Genomic DNA, 25,154 nt, shown 5'->3' with positions numbered 1-25,154 from the left:
GAATACTAAAGCTCGAATCTTATCATGTATAAGATTCGAGTCTTTCATTTTAAATAGGTAGGTGCTTGACACATGAACGTATTAATTGCCATCGATTCCTTTAAAGGAAGTGTATCTTCTATAGAGGCAAGCGAGACAATCTCACTTGGAATCAAAGATGTATATAAAGAGGCAACTATAACGGTATTACCATTAGCTGATGGCGGAGAAGGAACCGTTGAAGCATTAGTGGCTGTACGTGGTGGAGAGTTGGTTACGAAAGAAGTGACCGGTCCTCTCGGAAGAAAGGTTCAGGCTACATATGGAATCGTTGATTCAGACACCGCCATTATTGAGATTGCACAAGCATGCGGATTACCTCTCGTTCCCACTAACGAACGAAATCCTTCACTGACGACAACGTATGGTGTTGGTGAACTGATTGCAGATGCAATTGAAAGAGGATGCCGAGAGTTTGTTGTTGGACTAGGAGGAAGCGCCACGAATGACGGTGGCATTGGGATGCTTCAGGCACTAGGCTTTCGCTTTGAAGATAAAAATGGACAGGAACTAGGGTTTGGTGGAGGAGCATTGGTACACCTTCATTCTATTAAACTAGATCAAGTTCATCCTGATGTGAAAAACTGTTCTTTCCGTGTCGCCTGTGATGTGAATAATCCGTTGTATGGTCCAAATGGTGCTGCCTATATTTATGGAACACAAAAAGGAGCATCTGATGAAATGATTGCCAAGTTAGATGAAGGCTTGCAGCATTATGGAAAGGTTGTAGAGCAGCAGCTTACCCTTGATATACACAGCATAGAAGGTGCCGGGGCTGCCGGAGGACTTGGTGCAGCGTTCATTGGATTTTTAGGGGCAGAATTGGAATCCGGAATTGACTTAGTATTAGACGTGATTGAAATGGAAACACACATCCAAGGCGTAGACTTTGTTATTACCGGTGAAGGGAAGCTTGATCACCAAACGGCAATGGGAAAAGCCCCAATCGGAGTGGCAAAGCTAGCAAACTACTATAACGTTCCGGTCATTGCACTCGCTGGGAGTGTTCCAAGTGGAAAAAGCACGTTAAATGATCACGGAATTACCTCGTATTTTTCCATCATGAGTTCGCCAATGACATTGGATGAAGCAATGAATTCAGATGTGACGATCCATCATCTACGAAACACAACAGAACAATTGTTCCGATTAATAAAATCTATTACAAAATAGGAGGTTCCTATGAAAATAACAGATGTGAAAGTAATTGGTGTGAATCGTTTTTTGTATGTCAAAATCTACACTGACGAAGGAATTACGGGAATTGGTGAGTCGGGAGCGTGGGGTTTTCTCGATGCTTCACGTGAGGCCATCAATACATTCAAAGGTTATTTAATCGGAAAAGATCCACTGCAAATTGAGCATCACTGGCAATACATGTATCGTTCGTTTCATTTTAGAGGTGCAGCGATTATGGGTGCATTAAGTGCAATTGATATTGCCCTTTGGGACATTGCCGGGAAATGGTTTGATGTACCAACCTATGTGCTATTAGGTGGGAAAACACGTGATAAAATACGAACGTATTATCATGTTAGTGGAGAAACAACCGAGGAATTAGTGGCAAGCTGTGTAAAAGCAAAAGAACTAGGCTATACAGCTGTAGGTCATTTATCTCCATTTTTAGATGAACCAAGAAGCAAACCATACTTCATGCCATATGCGAAGATGTTGAATGAAGCTGTTGACCGTGTTCGGTTAATTCGAGAAGCAGTTGGTGATGATATGGACTTATGCATCGAGCTACACAGGCGAATGAAGCCAGGTGAAGCAATTGCTTTCGCGCAAGCAGTCGAGAAATACCATCCATTTTTCTTAGAGGATCCAACTACTGCGGATAATTTTGATTCAATGGCACTCATTGCAAACAAGACTTCAGTACCGATTGCGACTGGTGAACGTATCCATACGATTCAAGAGTTTCAAATGCTCCTATCACGTAATGCGATGTCCTACGCGAGAACAAGTGTATGCTTATGTGGAGGAATAACAGGTGCAAGAAAGATTGCAGCTATTGCAGAAGCAAATGGAGTTCAAATCGTACCGCACAATCCACTAAGTCCAATTAGCACAGCAGCTTGTATACAAGTTGCAGCATCCGTTGAAAATCTTGCAATCTTAGAACTACCCGATCATGATACGATTTCAGCAACAGAACGTTTTACGAGTTCTACTTCTACAGAATCACTAACATTTAAACAAAGTGATACCGTTACATGGGTACCTCGAGCAGAAAACGGCTTTATTGAAACACCAACCGGAAAAGGAATAGGCATTGATTTAATAGAAGGCATTGAACTTGAATATCCATTCCAACGAAGAGAAATTAATACACGATTACATGTTGATGGGTCGATTGTGGATCAGTAGAGAGTGGGGGAGACCCTGCTTTTTTTATTCGTCAGAAAGGATTCTTTCCATAATTGGGTAGATCCTTTTTTCTTGACTATATTTCTTAAAGTTTATAGATTTTAAAAAAAGGAAATTGAAGCATTTGCATTATCTTACTTTCAAAAAAAATCAGAAAAGAAAAAAGCCAAGAGCAAATACTCCTGACCAATTTTATGTATCAACTTATTAGTTATTCGGGGCACCTGGTGGATAATAATATGGAGGTACTTTAATCCATCCTCTTTTTCTCATAGCATCTTTCAAATAAACCCCATATTTCATTTTTTCATTGAGTAAACATTGAACCAATATCTTTGCGAATTGATTGGCTAGCAGCTGCAGCACAATGGACTACAGCTGCTGCTGTCTTTATACCTATTCCATTCATAATTTCATTATCGGTCAATTTTACGCCAAGTGGAACTGCATTTGGATCAGAATTAGGTCTTTGTTCACTAGTTGGTGGTAAATGGACACCCTCGTTAATTAAAAATTCTTTAAATTGTGTAGATTGAGTATCACATTGTTTATAGCTTTGGTTTAGTAACTCTATAACTTCATCATCATTTGTTCAGATGAGCCCAATTTGTATGTATACAGTGGCCTCGTCCATGATACCTAAATATTACCATGCGTTCATAACTTCTCCTACGTGAAGGGGACTCTTAGGTTCATTATCTAAAGTCATTTGTAGATAGTCTTTTAAGGATTCAAAAATTGTAGTCATCTGTAACCTCATCGGATAGATTTATAAATTTCCCTAGTTATTTTGCATTAAGATTAGGATGACCGATAATTGCTAAAATATACTGTGGTGTGATTATAGGTGTGTAATGTTCATAAAGGAATTCCTAGAAGAACATGTCCTGGGTTTTATGGATGTAAACAGGGTAATAGATGTGGTTTAATAAGATAAGATGATTATAGTATCCATTAAATTAAGGGAAGGTTAATCGTTACTAGGTACTAAGTGTAAAAATGAATAGTATTCCCATGAAGGAAAATACTATCTGAAAAATGGATAACTGGGGGTACCATGAAATTGCTTACACCGATAAATTTACATTCACCCAAAACAGACGTCTCAGAGAAATTAACTGCAGCAGAAATGGGAAAGCTTTGGGCTACATATATGGGAAATAGTATGGCGAAATGTATACTAACGTATTTTAAAGAACATGTTGAAGATGACGATATCAAAACATTAGTAGAAAATGCATATAATCTATGTTCAGATTTCATGCTTAAAACCGAAGAAATTTTAAAGAAGGATAACTTTCCGATTCCCCAGGGATTTAGTTTAGAAAATGACGTATAGCCTAATGCACCTCGTTTATTTGAAGATGAATTTTACGTTCATTATTTAAAATATACGGCCAAAGCCGGAATGAGTATTTATAACGTAGGATATCCTTTAGTTTACAGGGAAGATGTAAGAAACCTCTTTAGATATTGTATGGAATCTACGATGGAACTAATGGACCAAATTAAAGCAATTTTAATGCATAAAGGGTTTATTATTAAACCACCTATTATACCGATTCCCGATAAAGTTGAATTTGTTCATCAAGACTTTCTAAATGGATTCTTTGGGCATGTACGACCTTTACACGCTATGGAAATCACCCATTTTTACGACAACATTGAAAACAATGTAACGAGTAAAGCTTTAATTATGGGATTTGCTCAAGTTGTTAGGGACGAAAAAATTCGGCAATTGTTTGAAAGAGGCACGGAGCTTACACAAAATAATTTAAAAAGATATATGCAGAAACTTCACGATGAAAAATTACCATCACCTTCATTTTTAGATCATTTAGTTACAGAATCAAATTTTTCGCCTTTTTCCGATAAGATCATGTTATTCCATAAGGTAGATATGTTTTCAATGAAGATTAGAGCGTTTGGGAATTCAGTTGCTGTAAACGGAAGACATGACATAGGATTATCATACGCTGCATCATTAGCAAAAATCTCCTTATTTGTTGAAGAAGCAGCCTGAATCATGATTGAGAAAGGGTGGATGGAGCAACCGCCATATGCTGCTGAAAGATAAGAGTAATTTTTAGTTACTTTACTTTATAATTACTTTGGAAATATATGTAGGAAAGCAGTAAACTCAATCATAAAGGATCTATAATACAGTTCTGAATAGTTAGGCATTGTCTACTAAAGACAATGCCTTTTACTTTTCTAATATTACGTAGTCTTTAGTTTTCCTAATGTTAATGTTATATCTTTTCGCAAACGAGTGTAAATCAACATATATAGATTTGGTTTGAAATCATAAAGGCGGATATTAAAGCCTTTTCTTAATTAGGCTAGATTCTTTTTTTCTTGGCTATATTTCTTAAGGTTTATAGATTTTTTAAAAAGGATTAAAGCATTCGCATTATAATTATATTTGTTCAACTAATGGAGGCCAGTAATGAAATTAGGAGATAGTGGACACTAACAAAAATCTAGTGGATGTAAGTTTAATATAGGGAAACTAGAATAAAAGATTGAAGACAATATTAATGTCTGGATTGAACTACTAATAATTCTTTCGCCTTTGTTAATTTTTATCATATATACTTATTGGGTTTCCTTAAATCTAAGGGAGAAAAAGATATGTGAATCAAAAATAGAATGTCTGGGTTGATTTTACTATAGATAGTTAGTTAAAGAAGAATAATTCATCGAATAAATAATGATAATATGCTTGATATTGTTGTTTTTTAAAAGGACGAGGTGTTCCTCTTGGTGAAGCTATTTATAGTGACAGTTATATTAGTTGTTTTAATTGCCTTAAGAATTCCTAGAAAAAGAACTAGGCATGAGTTACTTGCTACAATACAGTTTGCATTGTTAATGAATTTTGTAACTGATTTGTATCTTGATTTAAAGTACAAACTTTACTGGTATTTTGATAAAAAACAAATAGAGTGGTTGTATCTAGTTGTAGCCCTTGGTGAAATTGCTGTATTGGTTATTATTTTTAATTATTTTCCACTGAAATCTAATCCCATTAAGAAATTTATATATATCTTGGGATGGACATGTATTCTTGCATTACTTGAGTTGTATGCGGTATATATTAAAGTTTTACATTATGGTGAATGGAATATAATTTATTCTGCGTTGATTTACTTTATTTCACTATACATCCTTTATTTTGTATTAGTCTACACGGCGGATAGAAGAGAACATATATCATGAATAAAGATCTGTTTATGACCTTCTTACCAAGGATGGAGATCATCTTACTACAAGAGGTAATAAAATAGAATATAATAATGGACTAATAAAAGTGACAAATGGAATTTAGGTAAAGACGAAACATAAAAAATGCAAAATGTGTTAAATGGGTGGTCTTGTTGGTTTGTTAGACAGTTTAAAGAATTATCGATAAAAATTCTAAATATTGTAACAATTAACCAAAAACACACTCTTCACTTGTTGTAAAATAATTACAAGGAGGAGTTTATATGAGTAAGTTTAGCTTAGCATCTTTCTTGGTTTTATTAGTAATTGTAACGGGATGTACAAATGGAATATCGAAAACAATAAACGATCACAATACAACACCAGAGATTTTGAACGTTCACAATATTACATCTGATATGCTCGTTATCCATCCAATGTATGATGCCATGGACCGTGGAAATCATGATTTCTATAATAAAGATGTTGTCGTTGATGTGAAATACTATGAAAAAAATGAGATTGAACGAGGCGATATAATTGCGTACAAAGAAAATCCAAATAATGAAGAGGATTTGATTCGTGTAATTGGTCTCCCTGGTGAAAAAGTAAAGATTGAGCAAGGTCAAATCTTTATTAACGGAATGAAACTGGATGCGTTTTACGGAAGAGCACATCGATTAGGGTTAAACTTAGAAGAACTAAAAAGTATGATAGAGGAAGGTAGTTATGGTAACCTTCAATCAAAGGAAAATGTTGAAAATAATATAAAAAACTTTGAAAATACAAATGAAAAGGAAGTTGAAGTTGCTGAAGGACAGGTGTACGTTATAGGTGACGACTGGCTGAGAACCCCAATAAAAGGATTGTTACCTACCAAAACAATAGTTGGAAAAGTATTAGGCTACCATTAAATTCTTAACTAAAGATTAAAATATAAATGAGAATACACTAGAGACTTTAATTATGTCTTCTTATAGTTGCTTAACCCACGTTTTCGAAATTACTTACTTATTATGTAAGATCCTTTCTCTATAATATAGTCTTGAATAGTTAGGCATTGTCTATTAGCGACAATGTCTTTTACTTTTCCAAAATTTCGTAGTCTTTAGTTTTCCTAATGTTAATGTTATTTTTTTTCGCAAACGATTGTAAATCAACAAATAGGGAGATTGGCTTTACATCATAAAGACGGATATTAAAGGCTTTTCTTATAACAACGACTGCACCTTTTTTAGCCCAGCCTATTCTTATAAATCTAATTTGTGTAATTTGTTTTGAAGAAATAACTTTTCTATAAATCCGTAATCCAAATACATATACTTCATACGTTAAGCTATCCTCAAGTCTCACTTTATAGTGGGAGAAGATCGCGAAAATAAATAATAATATAAGTAAACCTTGAAATGTGAATAAAATTCCGTATGAACGAGTATCCATCATCCATGTTAAATTTAATGCTAGCAAAAATATGAGTGATTTATTCTCGTTTTTCCCCACGTAAATCAAATAATCACATCCACTGTTTTTTCCTAATTTTAACACATAATATAATGAAAAATGACGACATAAAAAGAAACTTGAAAACTACCATCAAAAAATAAGAGGCCAAATCATAAACTGATTTGGCCTCTTACTATTTTTTATACTGACACACCTTGATTACTATCTGTTGTTGTATGTTTTTCTTCTGATTTCGCCACGATGACTGCACATGCTGCGTCACCTGTAATATTAACGGCTGTTCTTGTCATATCAAGCAGACGGTCAATACCGATGATTAGGGCAATACCTTCAACTGGTAGGTTAACAGCTTTTAATACCATCGCCAGCATGATTAATCCAACGCCTGGGACACCAGCTGTTCCGATACTTGCAAGAACGGCAGTAAGAACAACCATGAGAAGTTGACTCATTGTCAGGTCAACACCGTAAACTTGTGCGATAAATACAGTTGCCACACCTTGCATAATGGCTGTTCCATCCATGTTGATCGTTGCGCCAAGTGGTTGAACGAAACTACTAACCGATTTCGGAACACCTAAATTGTTTTGAGCTGTTTCCATTGAAACTGGAAGTGTAGCCGAACTACTTGATGTACTGAATGCAACCGACATAGCTGGTGTAAAACCTTTGAAAAACTTCCAAGGATTCATTTTACCTAGGAATGATACTAATCCACCGTAAGCTACCACTACATGGATGAGTAGAGCAACGAGTACGGCAATGAAATATAGTCCCATTACTTGGAATGCGTCCCAGCCTTGCTTCCCAACTGCTGAAGCAATTAATGCAAATGCGCCGGCTGGAGCAAGTTTCATGACTAAGTGTACAAGATACATCATCACTTCATTTGCTTGTTCGAAAAGGTTTAAAATACCTTTCGTTTTGTCACCAAGTACAGCAAGTGCTAATCCGATAAATACTGCGAATGTAATAATTTGAAGCATGTTTCCAGTTGACATCGCATCAATAGGATTTGTTGGTATGATTGCGAGTAATGTATCGACAAATGATGGAGCTTCAGCAGCTTCAAATTGAGCATTTGACGTATCGAAGTTTCCACTAGCACCAGGCTTCATAATGTAACCAACTGCTATTGCGAGCACAATCGCTACTGTTGTAGTAACTAGGAAGAAACCAATTGTTTTTGCTCCGATTCTTCCAAGTTTCTTAGGATCCCCAAGCCCTGCGACCCCTAACGTAATCGAAATTAGAACAAGTGGTACAACTAGCATTTTAATTAAGTTCAAGAAGAGTGTACCTAGAGGATAAAGGATGTACGGGTTCAAATAATCAGCAAAGAAATCAGGTGCAAAAAAGTTAAACACAAAACCAAGAAGTAAACCTAGAATAAGAGCGATAATAATGTTTCTCGTTAATCTGTTGCTTCCTTCCATTGAAAAACCTCCTTTTATTTTTAAATATAAAAAACCACGACAGAGAGAACCCCATCGTGGTTAATTAAAAAGTTGTGGTCTCTACTGTAGCTTACGAGGTTAGCTGGCGGATTCGGATGTAGAGACACCCTACCTAACTAGAAAACTAGTAAAAAGGATTCACCCCTGTGACACGAATGCCACGGTAATAAGTTGGTTCCCCCGTTCCCATATGGGATTAAGCTTTATTATTCAATTTTTATAATCATAACGAATTACATCTCTTTATGTCAATTATATGAACTTTTAATTGAAACAGAACAATTTTCCAAAAAGCAGGAGATTAAAAATAGGAATATAAATCGCAATACTTCAAGTACATTGTAATGAATTGATGAAAAGGGGGAAGTGCCTTTGACGAAAGCTACGAAACTATTTGTTGGTAATTACAAGGGTGGAGTAGGAAAGACGACAAGTATTTACCAAATTGCGTTACATATGGTTACGAAGGGAAGAAAAGTATTATTGGTAGATCTTGATCCACAATGTTCATTAAGCGAGATTTGTTTATCCAAAACCGACATAACACTCGATACGTTACAAGACAACGAATGCCTAAACTATATATATGACATGTGGAATGAACGGAAGAAGTTTCCATTATTAAAGTTTGATATGACTTGTAGTAACTTAGTTAAACAGACAAAAGAAGGTATTCATTTCATTCCTTCAAACATCTTTTATACAGGTGGAGGACTCGACGAACTTGCATTAAAGCTTTCAAATGACTTTTACGATTTACTGCCTTTACAGCAATTCTTTAAGGAAAGCGAAATTGAAAAAGAGTTTGATTATATTTTGTTTGACTGTCCACCTAGTAACACGATGTTAACACAAGGAGCATTTTTGCTATCAGATTATTATGTGATTCCGTCTATTATTCAGACGCTTAGCATCCGTGGAGTCGTGCATTATATTAAAACAGTAGATTCTATTTTTGAAAAGAGATGTACATCAAGTGATCATTCATTGATTGCTACAGCTTGTTTTGGTGAGAAGCCAAGGTTATTAGGTATATTTGAGACGTTAAAAAAAGGAACCGTTAATAATACGAGTGAGTTACAAGAACTAAAGGACGAGTTAAAGAAGATTAACATTGGCTCACTACAATCCAACTATTTATTTGACACCATTATTAAAAGTAATGAACATATTGCAAGAAACACGGCGAACGGAACGTTATGTGAAGAGTACGAACCGTTAACAGACGAAATCGTAACTAGTTTAGAAGGAAAGCGATCTCATGCAGTTGCAGTCATAGGTGATAAACGATGGCTCAGGTAGGGAAAAACGAGATTATTCATTATTTAGAAAAACTTAAGTCGATGTACGTAGCGATAGATGAAAATGCATTAAGAAAAGATATTCGAAAAATAGAGGAGATAATTCGATCGTTACATGGAAAGGTAGAATCGAATCCTATAAAAAAGCAGGTGCGGAAGAAGGAAAACACGTTTAGGGAAAGTCTCGCCTTATTAAATGAAAGAAAATATAACGACCTAAAAGGGACGAAGGTAAATTTTGAACACGTTCGCTCCAGTGAAGATGTTATTACATTTTTTGAGATTCATAGTGAAACTCATATTTTATCTCATACTACAGCGTTAGATTTAAAGCTGATTTACACCATTTTAACGGGAGAGCATCGTGAGATTAAAGGAAAGAAAGAGGAGTTATTGCAAACAGTTAAGCGAAATATTCGGGCTCGAAAAAGAGGAGAAGCATTTTCCAGATAAATATTTAACGAAGGGGTCTATCTGAATCCTATATTTCTCGCTATAATAAGGAGTATATACCTAGTTTCGACAAATTCTATCAAAGAGGATACGATCATGTTTCAGATAACCTTTCATTATTTTCATATTTTCGAAGTGTTGATCACTTCTTTATTCTCCATGGTGGCAACATTTATTGGGATCAATTCAAGTCGTAATATTAAATTATCAAAAAATAAAGTGAGAACAACAATCATCTCCGCTGTTGTGATGGGCTTTACCTTTTGGTTAAGTCACTTTTTTACTGCCTACACCATAGACATTCCGTTTTCAACGAATAATTATGTGTTGTATTTCGCAACGAACTTTTTATTATGCTTTACTGGTTCATATATAGCGATTTATTTGGCTCAATATCAAACATTTAATTTATTACGTTATATTATCGGATCCATTATGTTAGCTATTGTCATTTTAAGCGCCGAATTAGGGGGCTTTTATGTACTGTATCAGGATTTAATCGACATCAAGCCGATATTATTGATTGTTTCTATTATTTTAGTAGTAGGAATGTCCTTTTCAACTCTGCGATTCTTAATTCAAGTCACGAATGAAGACATTTTCACAACGAAAAAGAGCTGGAAATTCATAGCAGGAATGTTAGCTGGAACGTCAATAGCGGGTATTCCTTATATTCTATTAATATCTATACTAGATTTACAATCTGTTTTTGGTGAAGCACCTCAGTATTCATATTTAGTACCATTCATTTTTATGATCGTGTCTAACTTATTGTTAATGTTAGTCCCAGATATATTTGGTGAAAAAATCTTAATGAAAGCTTTATCAAAATATCAATCACTGGAGCATCATAATCATAGTGCTGTATTTTCAATTGACTTAAGCGGTTTTATAACGAGTGTGAACAAGGAAGGCATAAAGTTAACAGGCTATTCCGAGGAAGAATTACTAACACTCAATATTGCACAGCTTCTCCCAAAGGAACGAACAAAATGGGTAGTAAAAAATATGAACAGCGTTTTGTTTGGTGAAACTAAAAATATTGAATCACAAGTAATCAGAAAAGACGGTTCCTTAATAGATGTAAAAATTAATGCAGTAAGAATTATCGTAGATAAGGTTGTAATAGGTGCATTCGGTATCGTTGAAGACATTACTGAGGCTAAAAAAGCACAGCAAACGATTGAGCATTTAGCCTATTATGATGAACTAACGAATTTACCAAATCGTAGAAAGCTAAGAGAAGTGTTAGATGAATTAGTTGATGACAATCAAGTGTTTTCGGTTATTCTCATCGATTTTGACCGATTTAAACGAATCAATGATAACTTTGGACATACGTTTGGAGATTATTTCTTAGTGGAAGTGGCTAAAAGTCTGACAAATGTTATTCCAGAAGATTGCTTAGTAGCAAGACTTGGTGGGGACGAATTTTTAATCATTGTTCCCGAAACAGAAAATGTAACGTTGACGGCTCAAAAGTTAATTCATGAATTTCGTAGTCCGATTCAAGTGTATGGCATTGAATTGTTAGTGACAGCAAGCCTCGGTATTGCATCGTTTCCTCATGATACGGGAGAAATTGATGAATTATTGAAGTTTGCCGATATAGCAATGTACCAAGCAAAGGATAATGGTGCGAATAAGTTTGCTCATTTTTCTCATGACATGATTAATGATCAATTTGATTTGACACTTGAGAATGATTTTAGAAGAGCCATTGATAACAAAGAATTAATGTTATATTTCCAACCGAAAATGAATGTGTACAAAAATGAGGTAATCGGCTGTGAGGCACTGTTACGTTGGATGCATCCGAAAGAAGGCTTTATATCACCAGGTGTATTTATACCACTTGCTGAAGAAGTAGGACTTATTGTTCCGCTTGAAAGGTATGTAATTCGCGAAGTTTGTAAACGAATTGCATCCTGGACCGAAATGGGCTTACAACCAGTACGAGTTTCTATGAATATTTCGATGGATAGCTTATTTCAAGAGGACTTTATTCATTATTTATTAAAAAATATGCGTGAATTTAACATTGATGGAAGTATGCTAGAGTTAGAAATTACAGAACGAATCGTGATGAAGAACGAGGAGTATGTGAATAAAACACTGCAAAAGCTTCGTGAACTAGGAATTGAGATTAGTATTGACGATTTCGGTACAGGTTACAGCTCATTAAGTTATTTATATAAACTGCATGTTGACCGATTAAAAATAGATAAGCTGTTTATTGATATTTGTTTAGAAAACGCTGAGATTGTAGCAACGATTATCGCGATGGCGGGAAGCTTACATCTAAAAGTAATTGCAGAAGGTGTTGAAACTGAAGAACAACTGAGGGTATTAAAAGAGCTTGGCTGTAAGGAAGTACAAGGGTTTTACTTCTCGAAACCACTACCAAGTGATGAATACGAAAAGCTGTTAAAAGAAATAGCCATTATAAAATAAAAAAAGAAGTAACGGTTCACTTTTTGAGTGATTCGTTACTTCTTTTTCATTTATGCAGATTGAGAGTGCTGCTTCTCGCGTATTGCTCTGCGTTCTTCTAATCCAGGAATGATTTTGATTAAAATAGCTACTCCAGTTAACCCCACTGCAAGTGCAAGGACTGCCATCCAAAGGGAAGGGAGGAAAGCACTAAGCGTTACGAAAAGTGAGGCAATCATCATCGAACCGTTAAACGTAAGGCCGTTTAATGCCATGTAAGAACTGCGTTGATCATCAGGTGGTATTGAAGCTAAATAAGATTGCTCAACTGGTACACGGATGACTTCTCCAACCGTAGCGAGGATCATACAAATAAACAGTAACCAAATGTTGTTTGAATACGCGATAATGGCATAGCCAATTACAAACGTAGTGGAACCTAGTAAAATAACGTTTCTGTCTTTAAAGCTTGAAATTAGCTTCACCGCAAATAGGGAAGTAAGAGCAACAAGAATCGTATTTTCCGTTCGTAAAATCCCTAGCATCGCTACACCATCAATGTTCCAGTTAAAGAAAGGCTGAACGGGCATGTCATTGGATAAACGAATACCAATATAGTTCGTTAAGTTCATTTCTAACGATATGATGAGTAAGTGAGAAAGAATAAATAAAACGAAAAGCTTGTCTTGGACAACTGTTTTGTAACTTCTAAACATTTCTAGTGGGCTAAAGCTCGTTTTCGTTTCCGTAGCTTTTGGAACATAGCTTTCTTTAATTAAGAAAAGTACCATGAGAGCAATGATGAATGCTGAAAAGGCAACGGCGGTGAATAGTTCAAATAAGTATTCTTTGAAGAAAATCCCTCCGATAATACCACCAAGCGCAATCGATAAATTAGAAGCCCAATACGTGATCGAGTACATCAATTTACGTTGCTCAGGACTTGATACATCAATTAGCATCGCCTGGTTTGCTGGACCCGCTAAGCCCCAGCAAATACTATTAACCGTCATCATTAAATAAGTAAGAACAGGTAACTCCAACCATGGAGAATTCGCAACTGCCATTGTCGCAAAGGCAAGGAAGCGAAGCACCTCCGCAAATGCCATAATCTTCTTACGGCCATATTTATCCGCAATATATCCTCCAAGAAAGTTAACAGCTGCACCAATCACAACGTTCAATAAAAGCAGCATCCCCGTAACCTTTGCACTAAAATGACTCGCCAAGTAGATCGCCATAAACGGAAACACCATTCCACCGACCATCCTACTTAAAAACGTCTCTACAATTCGAATCTTAATGTTAATATGAAAATCCCTAAACTTCATTTCCTTCACCTCTTGTTGTCTATGAATCTATGTAAAATATACCAACAGTTCCGTCTCTATCCATTAGCACACAGACGGAAACATCAGTCATACTTTAGTCTGAGAAAATACTAATCTCTTCGGAACAAAAACCAGACTTGAAATAAATACCAATAACGAATTATATACCCAATCCTACAAAATGACAATAAACTTTACCCCTTTAAAGCAATGGGGGACAGGCCCCCATTGCTTTAAAGGGGTAAAGGATTGTTGCGGCTATCGAATTAATTAGTGTTATTTTAGTAGGATAGTAATAAAATAGAAGCAGGTGAAAAGGATACGTATACGTTAGTTTATAGATAGAAGGTGTAGGAATGGATATTTTGATGGTGCTTTTGCCGGTAGTTTTTATTTTTGCAATCGGGTTTATTGGGCAGAAATTTTTACGTATTGAACCGAGGAACGTTTCGAGGGTGGCGGTGTATTTGCTCACTCCGTTTCTGGCTTTTCGTACGTTCTATGAAAATGACATTAATACTGATTATCTTTACCTTTTTCTGTTCGCACTTGGTCTTTGCTTTGGCCTGATTTCCATTGTGTATGCTGTTTCATACATAAAAAAGTATTCGAAAAGCGAAACGAGTTCGCTCATTTTGTCCTCGGTGTTCATGAATAATGGAAACTATGGAGTTCCTGTTGCATTATTTGCGTTTGGGGCAGCTGGCTTTGATGTGGCCATCATCTTAATGGTTATTCAATCACTCATCATGAGTACAATCGGTGTGTATTATGCGGCAAAGGGCAGTAGCGAGAAGCAAACAGGCTTCAAGGGTGCAGCATTAGCCGTACTGAAAATGCCCGTAGTATATTGCTCAGTACTTGGAGTCACACTACAACTTACCCATATCACCATTCCAAAAACGTTTTATCAAAGCATCGAACTTGTCGCTGATGCTGCAATTCCAACTGTGATGATCGTGCTTGGCATGCAGCTTGCAACGATTACAATCAAAAACATCGAACATGAAAAAACGATCTATTCGTTACTCATCAAGCTCACTATCGCACCAGTAGTCGCCTGGTTGTTTGCAAGTCAATTACCAGTTTCGGATCTTGTACAAAGCATCATGATTTTGATGGCAGCGATGCCGTCTGCCGCAAATACCACGTTACTTTCGCTTGAATACAACACAAAACCAGACTTTGTCTCATCAGTCACGTTACTCAGTACAATTGGAAGTATTATTACGTTGCCGATTGTACTAGCCATCTTAACGTAGAGCACCTGTGAATGGTGCTTTTTTTCATTTGCGAGCGAAAATTGAAATTTACGCACCGATTCATGGAAATACGAGTCTAAACAAACAATTTCATTGCCAAAAGAGAATATGTGATTACATTACCAAAAACTGTAACTAACCTGTCACAACTACCAACCTATCAATTTCACTCAATCCGTTATAATAAAGGCATACATACAAACACACTAGGAGAGATGTCCTATGATTACTGAACATAAAAGAATCGTAGTCGAAAAGTGGTTTCAAGAGTACTTTACAAAAGGAAATGTACATATTTTAGATGAACTCACAACGGAAGATTTTACTTATCACGCTCGAAACGGTGCCAAAAGCACAACCGAACAGCTAAAGTCCTTCATGGGCTGGTACCGCCAAACATTTCATGACGACGAGTGGACGATCAACGATTATATTGAACAAGACTTTAAACTCGTTGTCCGCTATACAGGCTGGATGACCTATAAAGGTGGCTGGTTTAACATCCCATCAAGTAACCAACGTGTGAAAGAAACTGGTATGATGATTTTTTACTTTGAAGATGGAAAAGTAAGTGATGTGTGGTGTGAAAATAGTGATGCTGCGATCCTTAATGAACTAGGGGCATTCGAAAAACATACACATGAAGTATTTTTACAGAATAAAGAAGCTGCTTCAATAAGGGCTGAGTTTACAAATACTAAAAACTACTCCTCAGAATTACTTGTAAAAGACAGAAACATCATCTCAGCTCGTGGTTGTGGATGTATTTCTTTTGTCTTGGCTTCGGAACAATAATAATTGTACAAAGCTTTTAGGTAGGCATCCTTAATGGAACGGACGATAAACGTATTTGTATACGGTACATTACGCAAAGGGGAGCGAAATCATCATTTCTTGAAGGATGCGGTGTTCGTATCAGAAGATTGTTGGACTGATGGCATAATGATCGACACCGGAAAAGGATATCCTGCATTACTACCAACTGATACGAAAAAAGTAGTTGGGGAGTTATACAAGGTCAATCTACTGGAATTAACAAAGCTCGATTATTTAGAAGGATACGTAGAAGGTAAAAGCAATAACTTATATGAACGAATCACTCAAACCATCTATATCAATTCAGAAGAGATAAAAGGATTCGTCTATATCATGAATGACAATCGTAACGGGAAAGTCGCCATTTCATCCGGAAATTGGAAAAACAGAGCATCTAACTCACTTTGAAGGTTGTTTTCGAACAAACCTAGAAAGAGATCGTTTATAACGGTTTTGAGACATTTTTCTATGAGGAATAGGTTACGAAATGGGCTTTCTTGAAAACATAATACTCAACACAATCGCAACAAGAACGACGAATAAAAAAAGATGACTCGTATTCAAGATAAAGGACTCAACATTCATTAAATGACCTTTCGAGCCAATTTTCATATAGCGCTGTATTATCGGAAAAAGAGGATGATAAACGAAGACATACGGAATAAAAATGAGTGGTAGTGCGGGCCATCGTCTTCCAGTATAATTTTTCATAAAGAGAAAATAAAAAACACCCGTAAGTATGACTAATCCGTATTTAATCGGCGTTATTTGTTCAATTAATCGGTCTGGGTGATTCAGAAATGCTAATATATTCAGAAGAAATACCCACCCAATCCCAAGTAAAATCGCAACAATTTGAGTACGAATAAATAGCAGCATCCAAACATCCTTTCAAATGGTTGTTACCGTAGTATGCCTGTTTTTTGGTCATTTATACCAAATAAAATCTAGTAAACTAATAAGGGAAAACTATATGATAGCCAAAAAAGTTTATCAACCAACCAACAAAAGTAAAGAACAAACAATCATCATTTATCACGGCTGGGGATCAGCCATAGAAAGTCAACACGAATTAGCCACAATTCTTTCGGAACAAGGTTTTCAAATCATCGTTCCAGAAATCATCTATCACGACACAAGAAATCCACTTCCCAATCCATTTGAAATACCAATCATGCAAAAATACTTTTGGAACACGATTTTCCACACGATTAACGAGTTCAACCTGTTCATAAAAGAAATAGCCATTCCAGAGGAAAAGCTGATTTTACTAGGTAGTTCCATGGGCGGTTTTATCGCAAACGGTATCATCTCGAATCACCATAAGATAGCAGGACTAATTAATATAAACGGTTCGGGCTCTTACCTTACTTCCGAAAACATTTTTCGAATAAATTCGGGGAGACAACCATTAACTTCTGCAGAACAAAAAGTTTTTGCCCACTATGATCCAAGACAAAAGGAAATGAACTATCATACTTCGATGTTACTCATGCACGGAGAACTAGATTCAATCGTTTCTATAGAGGGACAACAAGATTATTATTCATACATAACTAAACAAGGCTATGAACACATACATTTTAATACATATCAGGAGATTAACCACACAATCTCACCAGAAATGGTTGATGACATTGTTAAGTGGTTACAGAATAATTTTTAAGAGGGAAATTATGACGACAAATTTTACGAGCCGAATATTAGAAGTTTATCCAACTATCACAATTGAAAAAGCTGTAATAGATGTAACAGGACAAAATAATGATGTTGTAATCATTAATGATACACTTGTTTTCAGATTTCCAAAATATGAACAAGGCATTCGAGACTTGTTAACAGAAGTTAAAATACTTACTTCCATAAATGATGTGACAACACTATCAATCCCGAATCCAACTTACACTTCTTTTGAAGAGTTAAAGGTAGGCAGGGTGTTTACAGGCTACCAAAAGATTAACGGGGTTACGCTATCCAAAAACGCATTTCAGGAAGTAAATCGTGAGATACAGCAAAATCTAGCTATTCAACTCGTTACCTTCTTAAAAGAAGTTCATTCAGCACCAATTCAAATGTTACAGCTTAAACAAACTGATCTATTCAATACGTTCCAATATCTATACTCACGTATACAAACAAAACTATTTCCATTTATGAGAAAAGATGCACAAATGGAAGTGACAGAAACGTTCGAAGCTTTTTTCCATAATCAGAAGCAACCAATCAACCAAACTCTCATTCATGGAGACTTCGGTTCGTCTAATATTCTCTGGAGTCCTGAAACCTCGCAAATAACAGGTATCATTGATTTTGGCGGCTCAGGTATAGGGGACCCCGCATATGACCTTGCAGGCTTGTTGTCTTCATATGGAAATGCATTCTATGAAACCTGTATTTCTTTATATCCAGAAGGAGAAAAGGTCTCAAAACGAGTGAAATTCTACCGTAGCACATTTGCCCTTCAGGAAGCTCTACATGGGATCGAGCATAACGATCCGATTGCATTTGAAAATGGAATAGAAACTTACAGATAAGAGAAGGGAAGGAAATCCTTCTCTTTTTTAGACTGGCATATAAAACTACTGTTCAATTATTGACCACATCCGAAAAATCTGTAAACAATGCAGAAAGCACGAGAGAAATTAGCGCTTCATATGACCAAATTAGTGCATCCATGCAAGAAATTACAAGTGCAGCAGAAGAACTTACGAAAATGGCAGAAAACCTGCAACACCGTACACAAGGATTTACTTTATAGAACTTTTAGGGATTTGTTCATTTTTGAACAATCCCTTTCTTATGATTTTTATCTTTAAGATAAATTCATAAAGAGATAGAAACTTGTTGGATATTTTGAGAATATGACAATACCGCAAACCTTAATTTATTTCTATTTCTATAAAAAATTCAAATTCAACCGATATAGAAATAGTAATTAACTTTTTAACTTAATGGTGGGAATACAGATGAAACGCAGCTCTAAGATGAGACTACAATCCTTAATTTTAATATTACTTACGTTTGCAATGCTTGGTACATTTATGGCAAGTATGATATCAAGTGTAAAAGAAAGTAAGGAAAATTTAGAGAGAAGCTTTTTAAATGAAAATCAATTTTATGCGGAAAAATTAGCGAATCTAACAGATGACTTATTTAAAAATATGCTTCAAACATTAAAAACAAGTGCGAAACATATGACAACCATTTACACAAACCCAGATGAAGCATATGCAGAGATCAATGATGTACTAGATAGTACGAATTTCTTTAACTCGGTTTTTTATGTGAATGAAAAAGGGATAATTGTCCGTTCCGCTCCTCATTTTGGATTAGAAGGTGTAGAAATTAAATCGGTTGGTGTAAAGGAAGCGTTACGGAAAAAGGCACCTACCATTTCCGAGCCATATGTAGGTGTTTCCAAACAAATTATTATACTCCTGTCACATCCGGTTTTTGATGAAAAAGGTACGTATAAAGGATTTATTGGAGGGACGATTTACCTCGATGCACCAAATAGCATTCAAAGTATGTTAGCGTTACACCCGCAACATCGTAGCGGCTCTTATGTGTATGTGGTCGATTCAAAAGGGAACATCATTTATCATCCAGAAAAAGAGCGAATAAGTGATAATGCAATCGAAAATCATGTTGTTAAACATGTGACAAATGGGGATGAAGGTCATTCAGAAGTTGTGAACACAGAAGGAATTTCAATGCTGGCTGGATTTGCATACGTTGGTACAGCGAATTGGGGAGTCGTCAGTCAAACTCCAAAAGAAGCAGTAGAAGAACCGACATATGTAATGGTAAGAGAAGTTGCAATATCAGCAATCTTGATCATTATTTTAGTCTTTATCGTATCGTTGTTACTATTAAAGCGCATTGCCAATCCACTGCGAAAGCTTGCAGAATTTGCTCGTGATGTCGCAGATAAACAACATCACATTGAAACACCAACCATTCCTGATCGGTACCTAGAATTAAATGAACTGAAGAAAACGATGTTCCTAATGGTAGATTACTATAAGGAACAGATTGAAACGTTTGAAGCAGAAGCAACAGTTGACGCATTAACTGGATTATTTAATCGTCGCCATCTAAACAACACGATCCCTAGTTTTCATGACTATTCTGTCATTATGTTTGACATTGATCGTTTTAAATTAGTGAATGACCAATATGGACATTTAATGGGAGACGAAGTATTAAAGTTTATAGCAAATACTGTCCGAAACATAACAAGAGAAAATGACATTGCATTCCGTTTCGGAGGAGAGGAATTTGTCATCCTGCTCCCACTAACAGATGTTGAAACAACGTATCAACTAGCAGAACGATTAAGGAAAACAATTAAAACATCGAAAACTCCAATTGGAAAAAAAGTCACCATTTCCATCGGAATTGGAAACATGCCGAAAAACTCGATACATTTTACTGAACTACTCGATTTAACAGACCAGGCATTATATAAAGCGAAAAATGATGGTCGAAACCGTATTGTACGTGTTGATGAGCTGAACTAGTCCTTGTAAGAGAGGGCTAGTTTTTTAATGAAGGAGAGATTGAATAAAATACCAATTCATTACAAATTATAAATTATAATAATGTATGAGTTGGGGGATTTTATGGAGCACAAACCTGTTAAATTAACAGCAAATGAAAAAGCTTACTTATGGACGAACTATATGGTAGATAGTATGGCAGTCTGTTGCCTTTCGTATTACATAGAGAAATGTGAAGACAGTGAAATTCATGACATTTTATCATTTGCTTTAGACTTATCAAAAAAGCATACACAATTTGTGAAAGAGACATTCACAAAAGAAAAATATCCAGTACCAATTGGGTTTACTGAAGCCGATGTCAACCTTCAGGCACCAAAACTATTTTCAGATGAGTTTGTTTTACTGTACTTACATAACCTTGCGAATGAGGGGCTCATGTATTATTCGAAAGCACTGAGTATGACGGCAAGAGAAGATGTGCATGATTTTTATGTAAAATGCATCAGTTCATCAACTGAGCTAAACACACGCACAAAGATGCTATTACTTTCGAAAGGGCTATATATCAGACCTCCATATATCCCAGATAGTAACCACCCAGAGATGATTGAAGAATTAGGGTTTATGAAAGGGTTCCTCGGGAAACAACGCCCTTTAATCTCAATGGAAATTGCAAACTTATATTTTAATCTCATTACACTTGAAGTTGTGAAGACTTTAATGATTGGATTTGCTCAAGTTGCCTCTAATAAAGATGTAAAAGATTTTATCACTAGGGGAAAGGACTTATGTAACAAAACAATCGAACAATTTAGTTCCATTTTACAGAAAGAGGAGTTACCTGCTTCAAAACCTTGGTATACTCATGTGACTGACTCAACAGAATCACCTTTTTCTGATAAACTTCTCATGTTTCACGGCTCAGTGCTGAATGCAGGTGGTGTTGAACAATACGGATTCAGTTTAGCGTCTTCCATTAAAAGAGACATAGGCGCGAGATATGCCCAGCTTATTACAGAAATGCTGACCTATTCGGATGACGGCATGAATTTGATGATAAAACATCAATGGCTTGAACAGCCACCGATGAATGTAGACCGTGGAGAGTTGAAGTAATATGCAAAAAGTAATGAAATTGCCCGCACTGTTAATACTAGATGTTCAAAACGGGTTTGACGATCCGTATTGGGGAGAGCGAAATAATCCCGGTGCAGAGGCAAATATAGCCCGACTACAAGAAGTCTGGAGACAAAAGAACGGAACCATTATATATACGAAACATCTGTCCCTACAACCGAAATCCCCCCTTCACCATACGAACAAAGAGGGCACAGCATTTAAAGAACAAATAAAACCAATACCAAGTGAAAAAATCTTTACGAAAAATGTGAACAGTGGATTTATCGGAACAGAATTACAAACTTACTTAAATGATCATCAATTAAAATCTGTTGTCATTACTGGTCTTTCCACACAGCATTGTGTTTCCACCACAACTCGAATGAGTGGAAATCTAGGTTTCCAAACCTTTCTAGTACATGATGCTATTGCTGCTTTTGAAATAAAAGATGCTAATGGAAAAATCCATCCGCCTGAGAGTGTGCAAGAACTTGAACTTGCCATGCTTCATAAAGAATTCGCGACAATCGTAACAACAGAAGAAATCCTACAAGAAGTTACATATTCCGTGTAGCAACGACATCGATCGTTGCTTTTTATATTGCAGAAATATACCAATACTAGTAATATTTAACTATATGGACGTAAAGGGGATAGAATATTGCGTAAAACGACAATGGTTTATATATATAATGAGGTGAAAACAATCAAACTTAAGGGAGAATAAAACAAAAATGACAATTAATTACTCAAATTTCTTTCACGGAACTCTTGTAAAGCTAACAGCGCCGAAGCCAGGTGACGTTGAAATGATGGCTAAATGGCATGAAGATGCGGAATATTTACGAAATGTAGATACAGATATTGCGAAAATCAAAACTATTAATCAATTAGAAGAAGAAGAAAGCCGCAATACAGGTAGCTTTTATTTCCGCGTGAGAACACTTGAAAATGATGAACTAATTGGATTTGTTGTCATTCATAGTGTCGAATGGAATAACAGATCAGGAATGCTAGCAATTGGTATTGGCGATTCCACATTCCGTGGAAAAGGGTATGGGACGGATACAATCAAGCTTATTCTTCAATATGCATTTCATGAACTAAACTTAAATCGCGTAGGATTAGACGTAATTGAGTATAACGAAAAAGGAATTCGTGCCTATGAAAAGGCAGGGTTTAAACAAGAAGGTAAAATGCGTGAAGCCGTTTGGAGAGATGGAGAACACTACGACCGTGTTATCATGGGAATTTTACGATCTGAATGGGAAGCCTTAAACAAATAAAATCATAAAAACGAGGAGAGAGGACAGAAGTCTCTCTCCCTTTCATTACCATATATTACATGGTGAATCTTGGCGAATTTCCTTATATAAACTAGTAGTTTTGGAGTATAATAGGTAGGATGTTATGATGAGCGGAGAGAGCGCATATGAAAAAAGTATCTAATGGGATATTGGTAATTTTAGTCGTGTTTTTTTCGACTTTCTCACTATTTCCTTTTAATAGTATATATGCTAGTACCGAAATTAGAGCTGATAAAGGCAACATTTCGTTAGATAAATGGAACTTCGAGGAAGAAGGTCCTGTTAAGCTTAGAGGAGAATGGGGGATTTACTGGAAGGAACTTCTTACTCCAGATAAAATCTACAAAAATAATGCCACTTTCGTAAATTTTCCTCATCATTGGGTCGGTAGTACCATTAATGGAGAGGTAATACCCGGGCGAGGCTATGCCACCTATTTCCTTGAAATTTCCGTTAGCGAAAATCAACTAGGAAAACCAATGGGGATTTATATACCCTCAATTTCTAATAGTGCAAAGCTCTGGATTAATAACGAGATTAAACTCGATATAGGGAAAACAGGAACAACAAAGGACGACTCCATTCCGTTAGTGGATCCGACTACAATCTACTTCAATCCAGAACAGACTAAGATTACTATCGTCTTACAAATCGCAAACTTTCATGAAAAAAAGGGTGGTATCTTCAATGATATAATTTTGGGAGATGCTGAAGATATTACGAAAATTATTAACTCACGTATTGCTAAGGATATGTTTTTAGTAGGTTCACTATCAATTTTTGGATTATATCACATTATTATTTTCCTATTAAGAAAAAAGGATAAAGGTGCTCTTGCATTCGGGATATTTTCCCTATTGATTAGTATCCGTACACTCATTGTTGGTGAAGCCATATTAGTAGATATTTTCCCAAACTTTTCATGGTTTTGGCATCGAAAAATCGAATATTGGTCAATCAGTGTTAGTATCGTAACGTTTATAATCTTTTTATCTCATGTATTTCCAAAACACTCGAATAATAAGTTTTCTAAATTATTTCAAATGATTGCCTTGATTTATTCTATTTTTGTACTAGTTTCAGAACCGATTATCTTCACACATACCATTCAATATTTACAGTTAGTTATGGTCACGATGATTGGGTATGTCATTTTTGTTTTCTACCGTGAAATGAAAGATCAAACACCGGGAGTAAAAATACTACTCATTTCCATGTTTGTTCTGGCTATAACCGTACTAAATGATATTTTGTATTACAATGAAATCATCCATACTGGAGATTATACAACCATTGGATTTTTCTTCTTTATTTTAGCTCAATCAACAATACTTGCTATTTCCTATGCAAAGACATTCCAAAAGGTAGAGGCAATGTCTACAAGCTTGATAGAGTTAAATAATACGCTAGAAGAAAAGGTTCAACTGCGAACAGCTGAGTTAAAGCAATCTCAATTTGAATTAGAGAAGGCAAATAGTAAGCTGCATGAGCTTTCAAATTTAGATAGTTTAACGAATATACCAAACCGTAGATCATTAGACACTAAATTTGAAACTGTATGGAATGAAGCAAAGAAAAAGAACGAATTGCTCACAATCTTTATGATTGATGTTGACTGCTTTAAACTATACAACGATACGTATGGTCACTTACTTGGTGATGATATATTAAAAGCTGTAGCGAAAACTTTATCAAAAATATCAAAAGAACATAATGGTTTTCTTGCTAGATATGGAGGAGAAGAGTTCTTTCTGCTATTTGAAAATAAAACAGAAGAAGAAGCAATTACAATTGCTAATCAATTACATCAATCCATTTATGACTTAAATATCGAACATAAAACTTCTACAGCTTCTGATCGACTGACGATTAGTATTGGAATGACACAAGTAAAAGTCTCATCAGACCTAAATCGCGAATGTGTTATTGCACAAGCAGATAAGGCACTATACGGTGCAAAGCAAGCTGGTCGTAACGGAATATGTCGTTATCAAGAAGAAGAAATTATGAAACTATAGACGAGGACTAACCTCGTCTTTTTTTGTCGAAAAAAATCTTAAACTTGTAAAATGAAAAGGTTTACAACATCT

At 35.8% G+C, this 25,154-nt stretch carries 23 protein-coding genes, 1 pseudogene and 1 riboswitch; of the genes and pseudogenes, 19 read left to right on the top strand and 5 right to left on the bottom strand.

What is annotated here, in order from left to right:
* Window positions 1-72: 72 nt before the first annotated feature.
* Complete coding sequence (locus JR050_RS18455; RefSeq protein WP_204205117.1) at window positions 73-1,212, top strand: glycerate kinase family protein; 1,140 nt, start codon at window positions 73-75, stop codon at window positions 1,210-1,212.
* 9 nt (window positions 1,213-1,221) lie between these two features.
* Window positions 1,222-2,409 (top strand): mandelate racemase/muconate lactonizing enzyme family protein, encoded by a 1,188-nt coding sequence (locus JR050_RS18450; RefSeq protein ID WP_204205116.1) that lies wholly within the window; start codon window positions 1,222-1,224, stop codon window positions 2,407-2,409.
* Window positions 2,410-2,716: 307 nt separating this feature from the next.
* On the opposite strand, the gene JR050_RS20400 is transcribed toward JR050_RS18450, so the two are convergent.
* On the bottom strand, window positions 2,717-2,983 hold the full coding sequence (locus JR050_RS20400) for a DUF3231 family protein (RefSeq protein WP_346726780.1): 267 nt from the start codon (window positions 2,981-2,983) through the stop codon (window positions 2,717-2,719).
* 483 nt (window positions 2,984-3,466) lie between these two features.
* On the opposite strand from JR050_RS20400, the pseudogene JR050_RS18440 reads away from it, so the two are divergent.
* The 3 genes and pseudogenes from JR050_RS18440 (at window position 3,467) to lepB (ending at window position 6,530) form a co-directional block, all read left to right on the top strand.
* A pseudogene (locus JR050_RS18440) lies at window positions 3,467-4,432 on the top strand (DUF3231 family protein).
* Between the two features lie 743 nt (window positions 4,433-5,175).
* Entirely contained in the window at window positions 5,176-5,631 is a 456-nt protein-coding gene (locus tag JR050_RS18435; protein ID WP_204205115.1) for a CBO0543 family protein, read from the top strand.
* Window positions 5,632-5,900: 269 nt separating this feature from the next.
* Window positions 5,901-6,530: a signal peptidase I gene (gene lepB / locus JR050_RS18430; RefSeq protein WP_204205114.1), complete on the top strand. Its 630-nt coding sequence runs from the start codon at window positions 5,901-5,903 to the stop codon at window positions 6,528-6,530.
* A gap of 169 nt (window positions 6,531-6,699) precedes the next feature.
* On the opposite strand, the gene JR050_RS18425 is transcribed toward lepB, so the two are convergent.
* Both JR050_RS18425 and JR050_RS18420 read right to left on the bottom strand, forming a co-directional pair.
* A complete protein-coding gene (locus JR050_RS18425) occupies window positions 6,700-7,125 on the bottom strand; it encodes a hypothetical protein (RefSeq protein ID WP_204205113.1) in 426 nt (141 codons plus the stop codon).
* Window positions 7,126-7,259: 134 nt separating this feature from the next.
* Window positions 7,260-8,516, bottom strand: coding sequence for a dicarboxylate/amino acid:cation symporter (locus JR050_RS18420; RefSeq protein WP_204205112.1), 1,257 nt, complete (start codon window positions 8,514-8,516; stop codon window positions 7,260-7,262).
* A 72-nt stretch (window positions 8,517-8,588) separates the two neighbouring features.
* Window positions 8,589-8,750: riboswitch (cyclic di-AMP (ydaO/yuaA leader) on the bottom strand.
* A 159-nt stretch (window positions 8,751-8,909) separates the two neighbouring features.
* On the opposite strand from JR050_RS18420, the gene JR050_RS18415 reads away from it, so the two are divergent.
* The 3 genes from JR050_RS18415 to JR050_RS18405 all read left to right on the top strand — a co-directional run bounded on the left by JR050_RS18415 (window position 8,910) and on the right by JR050_RS18405 (window position 12,745).
* Window positions 8,910-9,839 (top strand): ParA family protein, encoded by a 930-nt coding sequence (locus tag JR050_RS18415; RefSeq protein WP_204205111.1) that lies wholly within the window; start codon window positions 8,910-8,912, stop codon window positions 9,837-9,839.
* A complete protein-coding gene (locus JR050_RS18410; protein ID WP_204205110.1) occupies window positions 9,827-10,291 on the top strand; it encodes a hypothetical protein in 465 nt (154 codons plus the stop codon). Before JR050_RS18415 ends, JR050_RS18410 begins: the two co-directional genes overlap by 13 nt.
* A gap of 96 nt (window positions 10,292-10,387) precedes the next feature.
* The gene (locus JR050_RS18405) at window positions 10,388-12,745 is read left to right on the top strand and encodes an EAL domain-containing protein (protein ID WP_204205109.1); all 2,358 of its coding nucleotides are present in this window, start codon (window positions 10,388-10,390) and stop codon (window positions 12,743-12,745) included.
* A 50-nt stretch (window positions 12,746-12,795) separates the two neighbouring features.
* Here the strand turns inward: JR050_RS18405 and JR050_RS18400 are convergent, their stop codons facing one another.
* Entirely contained in the window at window positions 12,796-14,055 is a 1,260-nt protein-coding gene (locus JR050_RS18400; protein ID WP_204205108.1) for an MDR family MFS transporter, read from the bottom strand.
* Between the two features lie 356 nt (window positions 14,056-14,411).
* On the opposite strand from JR050_RS18400, the gene JR050_RS18395 reads away from it, so the two are divergent.
* The 3 genes from JR050_RS18395 (at window position 14,412) to JR050_RS18385 (ending at window position 16,541) form a co-directional block, all read left to right on the top strand.
* Window positions 14,412-15,317, top strand: coding sequence for an AEC family transporter (locus tag JR050_RS18395; protein WP_204205107.1), 906 nt, complete (start codon window positions 14,412-14,414; stop codon window positions 15,315-15,317).
* A gap of 222 nt (window positions 15,318-15,539) precedes the next feature.
* Window positions 15,540-16,112, top strand: coding sequence for an ester cyclase (locus JR050_RS18390; RefSeq protein WP_204205106.1), 573 nt, complete (start codon window positions 15,540-15,542; stop codon window positions 16,110-16,112).
* 33 nt (window positions 16,113-16,145) lie between these two features.
* Entirely contained in the window at window positions 16,146-16,541 is a 396-nt protein-coding gene (locus JR050_RS18385; protein ID WP_204205105.1) for a gamma-glutamylcyclotransferase family protein, read from the top strand.
* Between the two features lie 72 nt (window positions 16,542-16,613).
* Here JR050_RS18385 and JR050_RS18380 read toward each other — a convergent pair whose 3' ends face one another.
* Entirely contained in the window at window positions 16,614-17,012 is a 399-nt protein-coding gene (locus JR050_RS18380) for a hypothetical protein (protein WP_204205104.1), read from the bottom strand.
* Window positions 17,013-17,106: 94 nt separating this feature from the next.
* Here JR050_RS18380 and JR050_RS18375 point away from each other — a divergent pair, with 94 nt between their 5' ends.
* From JR050_RS18375 to JR050_RS18340, 8 genes are all read left to right on the top strand, one after another.
* Window positions 17,107-17,799, top strand: coding sequence for an alpha/beta hydrolase (locus tag JR050_RS18375; RefSeq protein ID WP_204205103.1), 693 nt, complete (start codon window positions 17,107-17,109; stop codon window positions 17,797-17,799).
* A 10-nt stretch (window positions 17,800-17,809) separates the two neighbouring features.
* Window positions 17,810-18,667 (top strand): phosphotransferase family protein, encoded by an 858-nt coding sequence (locus JR050_RS18370; protein ID WP_204205102.1) that lies wholly within the window; start codon window positions 17,810-17,812, stop codon window positions 18,665-18,667.
* 59 nt (window positions 18,668-18,726) lie between these two features.
* Window positions 18,727-18,891: a hypothetical protein gene (locus tag JR050_RS18365; RefSeq protein WP_204205101.1), complete on the top strand. Its 165-nt coding sequence runs from the start codon at window positions 18,727-18,729 to the stop codon at window positions 18,889-18,891.
* Between the two features lie 208 nt (window positions 18,892-19,099).
* A complete protein-coding gene (locus JR050_RS18360; protein WP_204205100.1) occupies window positions 19,100-20,656 on the top strand; it encodes a sensor domain-containing diguanylate cyclase in 1,557 nt (518 codons plus the stop codon).
* A gap of 102 nt (window positions 20,657-20,758) precedes the next feature.
* Complete coding sequence (locus JR050_RS18355) at window positions 20,759-21,754, top strand: DUF3231 family protein (RefSeq protein ID WP_204205099.1); 996 nt, start codon at window positions 20,759-20,761, stop codon at window positions 21,752-21,754.
* A 1-nt stretch (window position 21,755) separates the two neighbouring features.
* Window positions 21,756-22,331, top strand: a complete 576-nt coding sequence (locus JR050_RS18350) for an isochorismatase family protein (RefSeq protein ID WP_204205098.1) — start codon at window positions 21,756-21,758, stop codon at window positions 22,329-22,331.
* A 160-nt stretch (window positions 22,332-22,491) separates the two neighbouring features.
* A complete protein-coding gene (locus JR050_RS18345) occupies window positions 22,492-23,043 on the top strand; it encodes a GNAT family N-acetyltransferase (protein WP_204205097.1) in 552 nt (183 codons plus the stop codon).
* 146 nt (window positions 23,044-23,189) lie between these two features.
* The gene (locus JR050_RS18340; RefSeq protein ID WP_204205096.1) at window positions 23,190-25,082 is read left to right on the top strand and encodes a sensor domain-containing diguanylate cyclase; all 1,893 of its coding nucleotides are present in this window, start codon (window positions 23,190-23,192) and stop codon (window positions 25,080-25,082) included.
* The last annotated feature ends 72 nt before the right edge of the window (window positions 25,083-25,154 follow it).

Origin of the sequence: Bacillus suaedaesalsae (assembly GCF_016890225.1) — a bacterium.
In the GTDB taxonomy this organism is placed as follows: Bacteria; Bacillota; Bacilli; order Bacillales; family SA4; genus Bacillus_BS; species Bacillus_BS suaedaesalsae.
This window is presented reverse-complemented; position numbering and strand designations above follow the sequence as displayed.

Coding starts and splice junctions, on each gene's coding strand:
- JR050_RS18355 (WP_204205099.1), top strand. CDS start 20,759: ATGGAGCACAAACCTGTTAAATTAACAGCAAATGAAAAAGCTTACTTA.
- JR050_RS18380 (WP_204205104.1), bottom strand. CDS start 17,012: ATGCTGCTATTTATTCGTACTCAAATTGTTGCGATTTTACTTGGGATT.
- JR050_RS18395 (WP_204205107.1), top strand. CDS start 14,412: ATGGATATTTTGATGGTGCTTTTGCCGGTAGTTTTTATTTTTGCAATC.
- JR050_RS18420 (WP_204205112.1), bottom strand. CDS start 8,516: ATGGAAGGAAGCAACAGATTAACGAGAAACATTATTATCGCTCTTATT.
- JR050_RS18370 (WP_204205102.1), top strand. CDS start 17,810: ATGACGACAAATTTTACGAGCCGAATATTAGAAGTTTATCCAACTATC.
- JR050_RS18455 (WP_204205117.1), top strand. CDS start 73: ATGAACGTATTAATTGCCATCGATTCCTTTAAAGGAAGTGTATCTTCT.
- JR050_RS18340 (WP_204205096.1), top strand. CDS start 23,190: ATGAAAAAAGTATCTAATGGGATATTGGTAATTTTAGTCGTGTTTTTT.
- JR050_RS18450 (WP_204205116.1), top strand. CDS start 1,222: ATGAAAATAACAGATGTGAAAGTAATTGGTGTGAATCGTTTTTTGTAT.
- JR050_RS18360 (WP_204205100.1), top strand. CDS start 19,100: ATGAAACGCAGCTCTAAGATGAGACTACAATCCTTAATTTTAATATTA.
- JR050_RS18345 (WP_204205097.1), top strand. CDS start 22,492: ATGACAATTAATTACTCAAATTTCTTTCACGGAACTCTTGTAAAGCTA.
- JR050_RS18350 (WP_204205098.1), top strand. CDS start 21,756: ATGCAAAAAGTAATGAAATTGCCCGCACTGTTAATACTAGATGTTCAA.
- JR050_RS18400 (WP_204205108.1), bottom strand. CDS start 14,055: ATGAAGTTTAGGGATTTTCATATTAACATTAAGATTCGAATTGTAGAG.
- lepB (WP_204205114.1), top strand. CDS start 5,901: ATGAGTAAGTTTAGCTTAGCATCTTTCTTGGTTTTATTAGTAATTGTA.
- JR050_RS18410 (WP_204205110.1), top strand. CDS start 9,827: ATGGCTCAGGTAGGGAAAAACGAGATTATTCATTATTTAGAAAAACTT.
- JR050_RS18405 (WP_204205109.1), top strand. CDS start 10,388: ATGTTTCAGATAACCTTTCATTATTTTCATATTTTCGAAGTGTTGATC.
- JR050_RS18375 (WP_204205103.1), top strand. CDS start 17,107: ATGATAGCCAAAAAAGTTTATCAACCAACCAACAAAAGTAAAGAACAA.
- JR050_RS18385 (WP_204205105.1), top strand. CDS start 16,146: ATGGAACGGACGATAAACGTATTTGTATACGGTACATTACGCAAAGGG.
- JR050_RS18390 (WP_204205106.1), top strand. CDS start 15,540: ATGATTACTGAACATAAAAGAATCGTAGTCGAAAAGTGGTTTCAAGAG.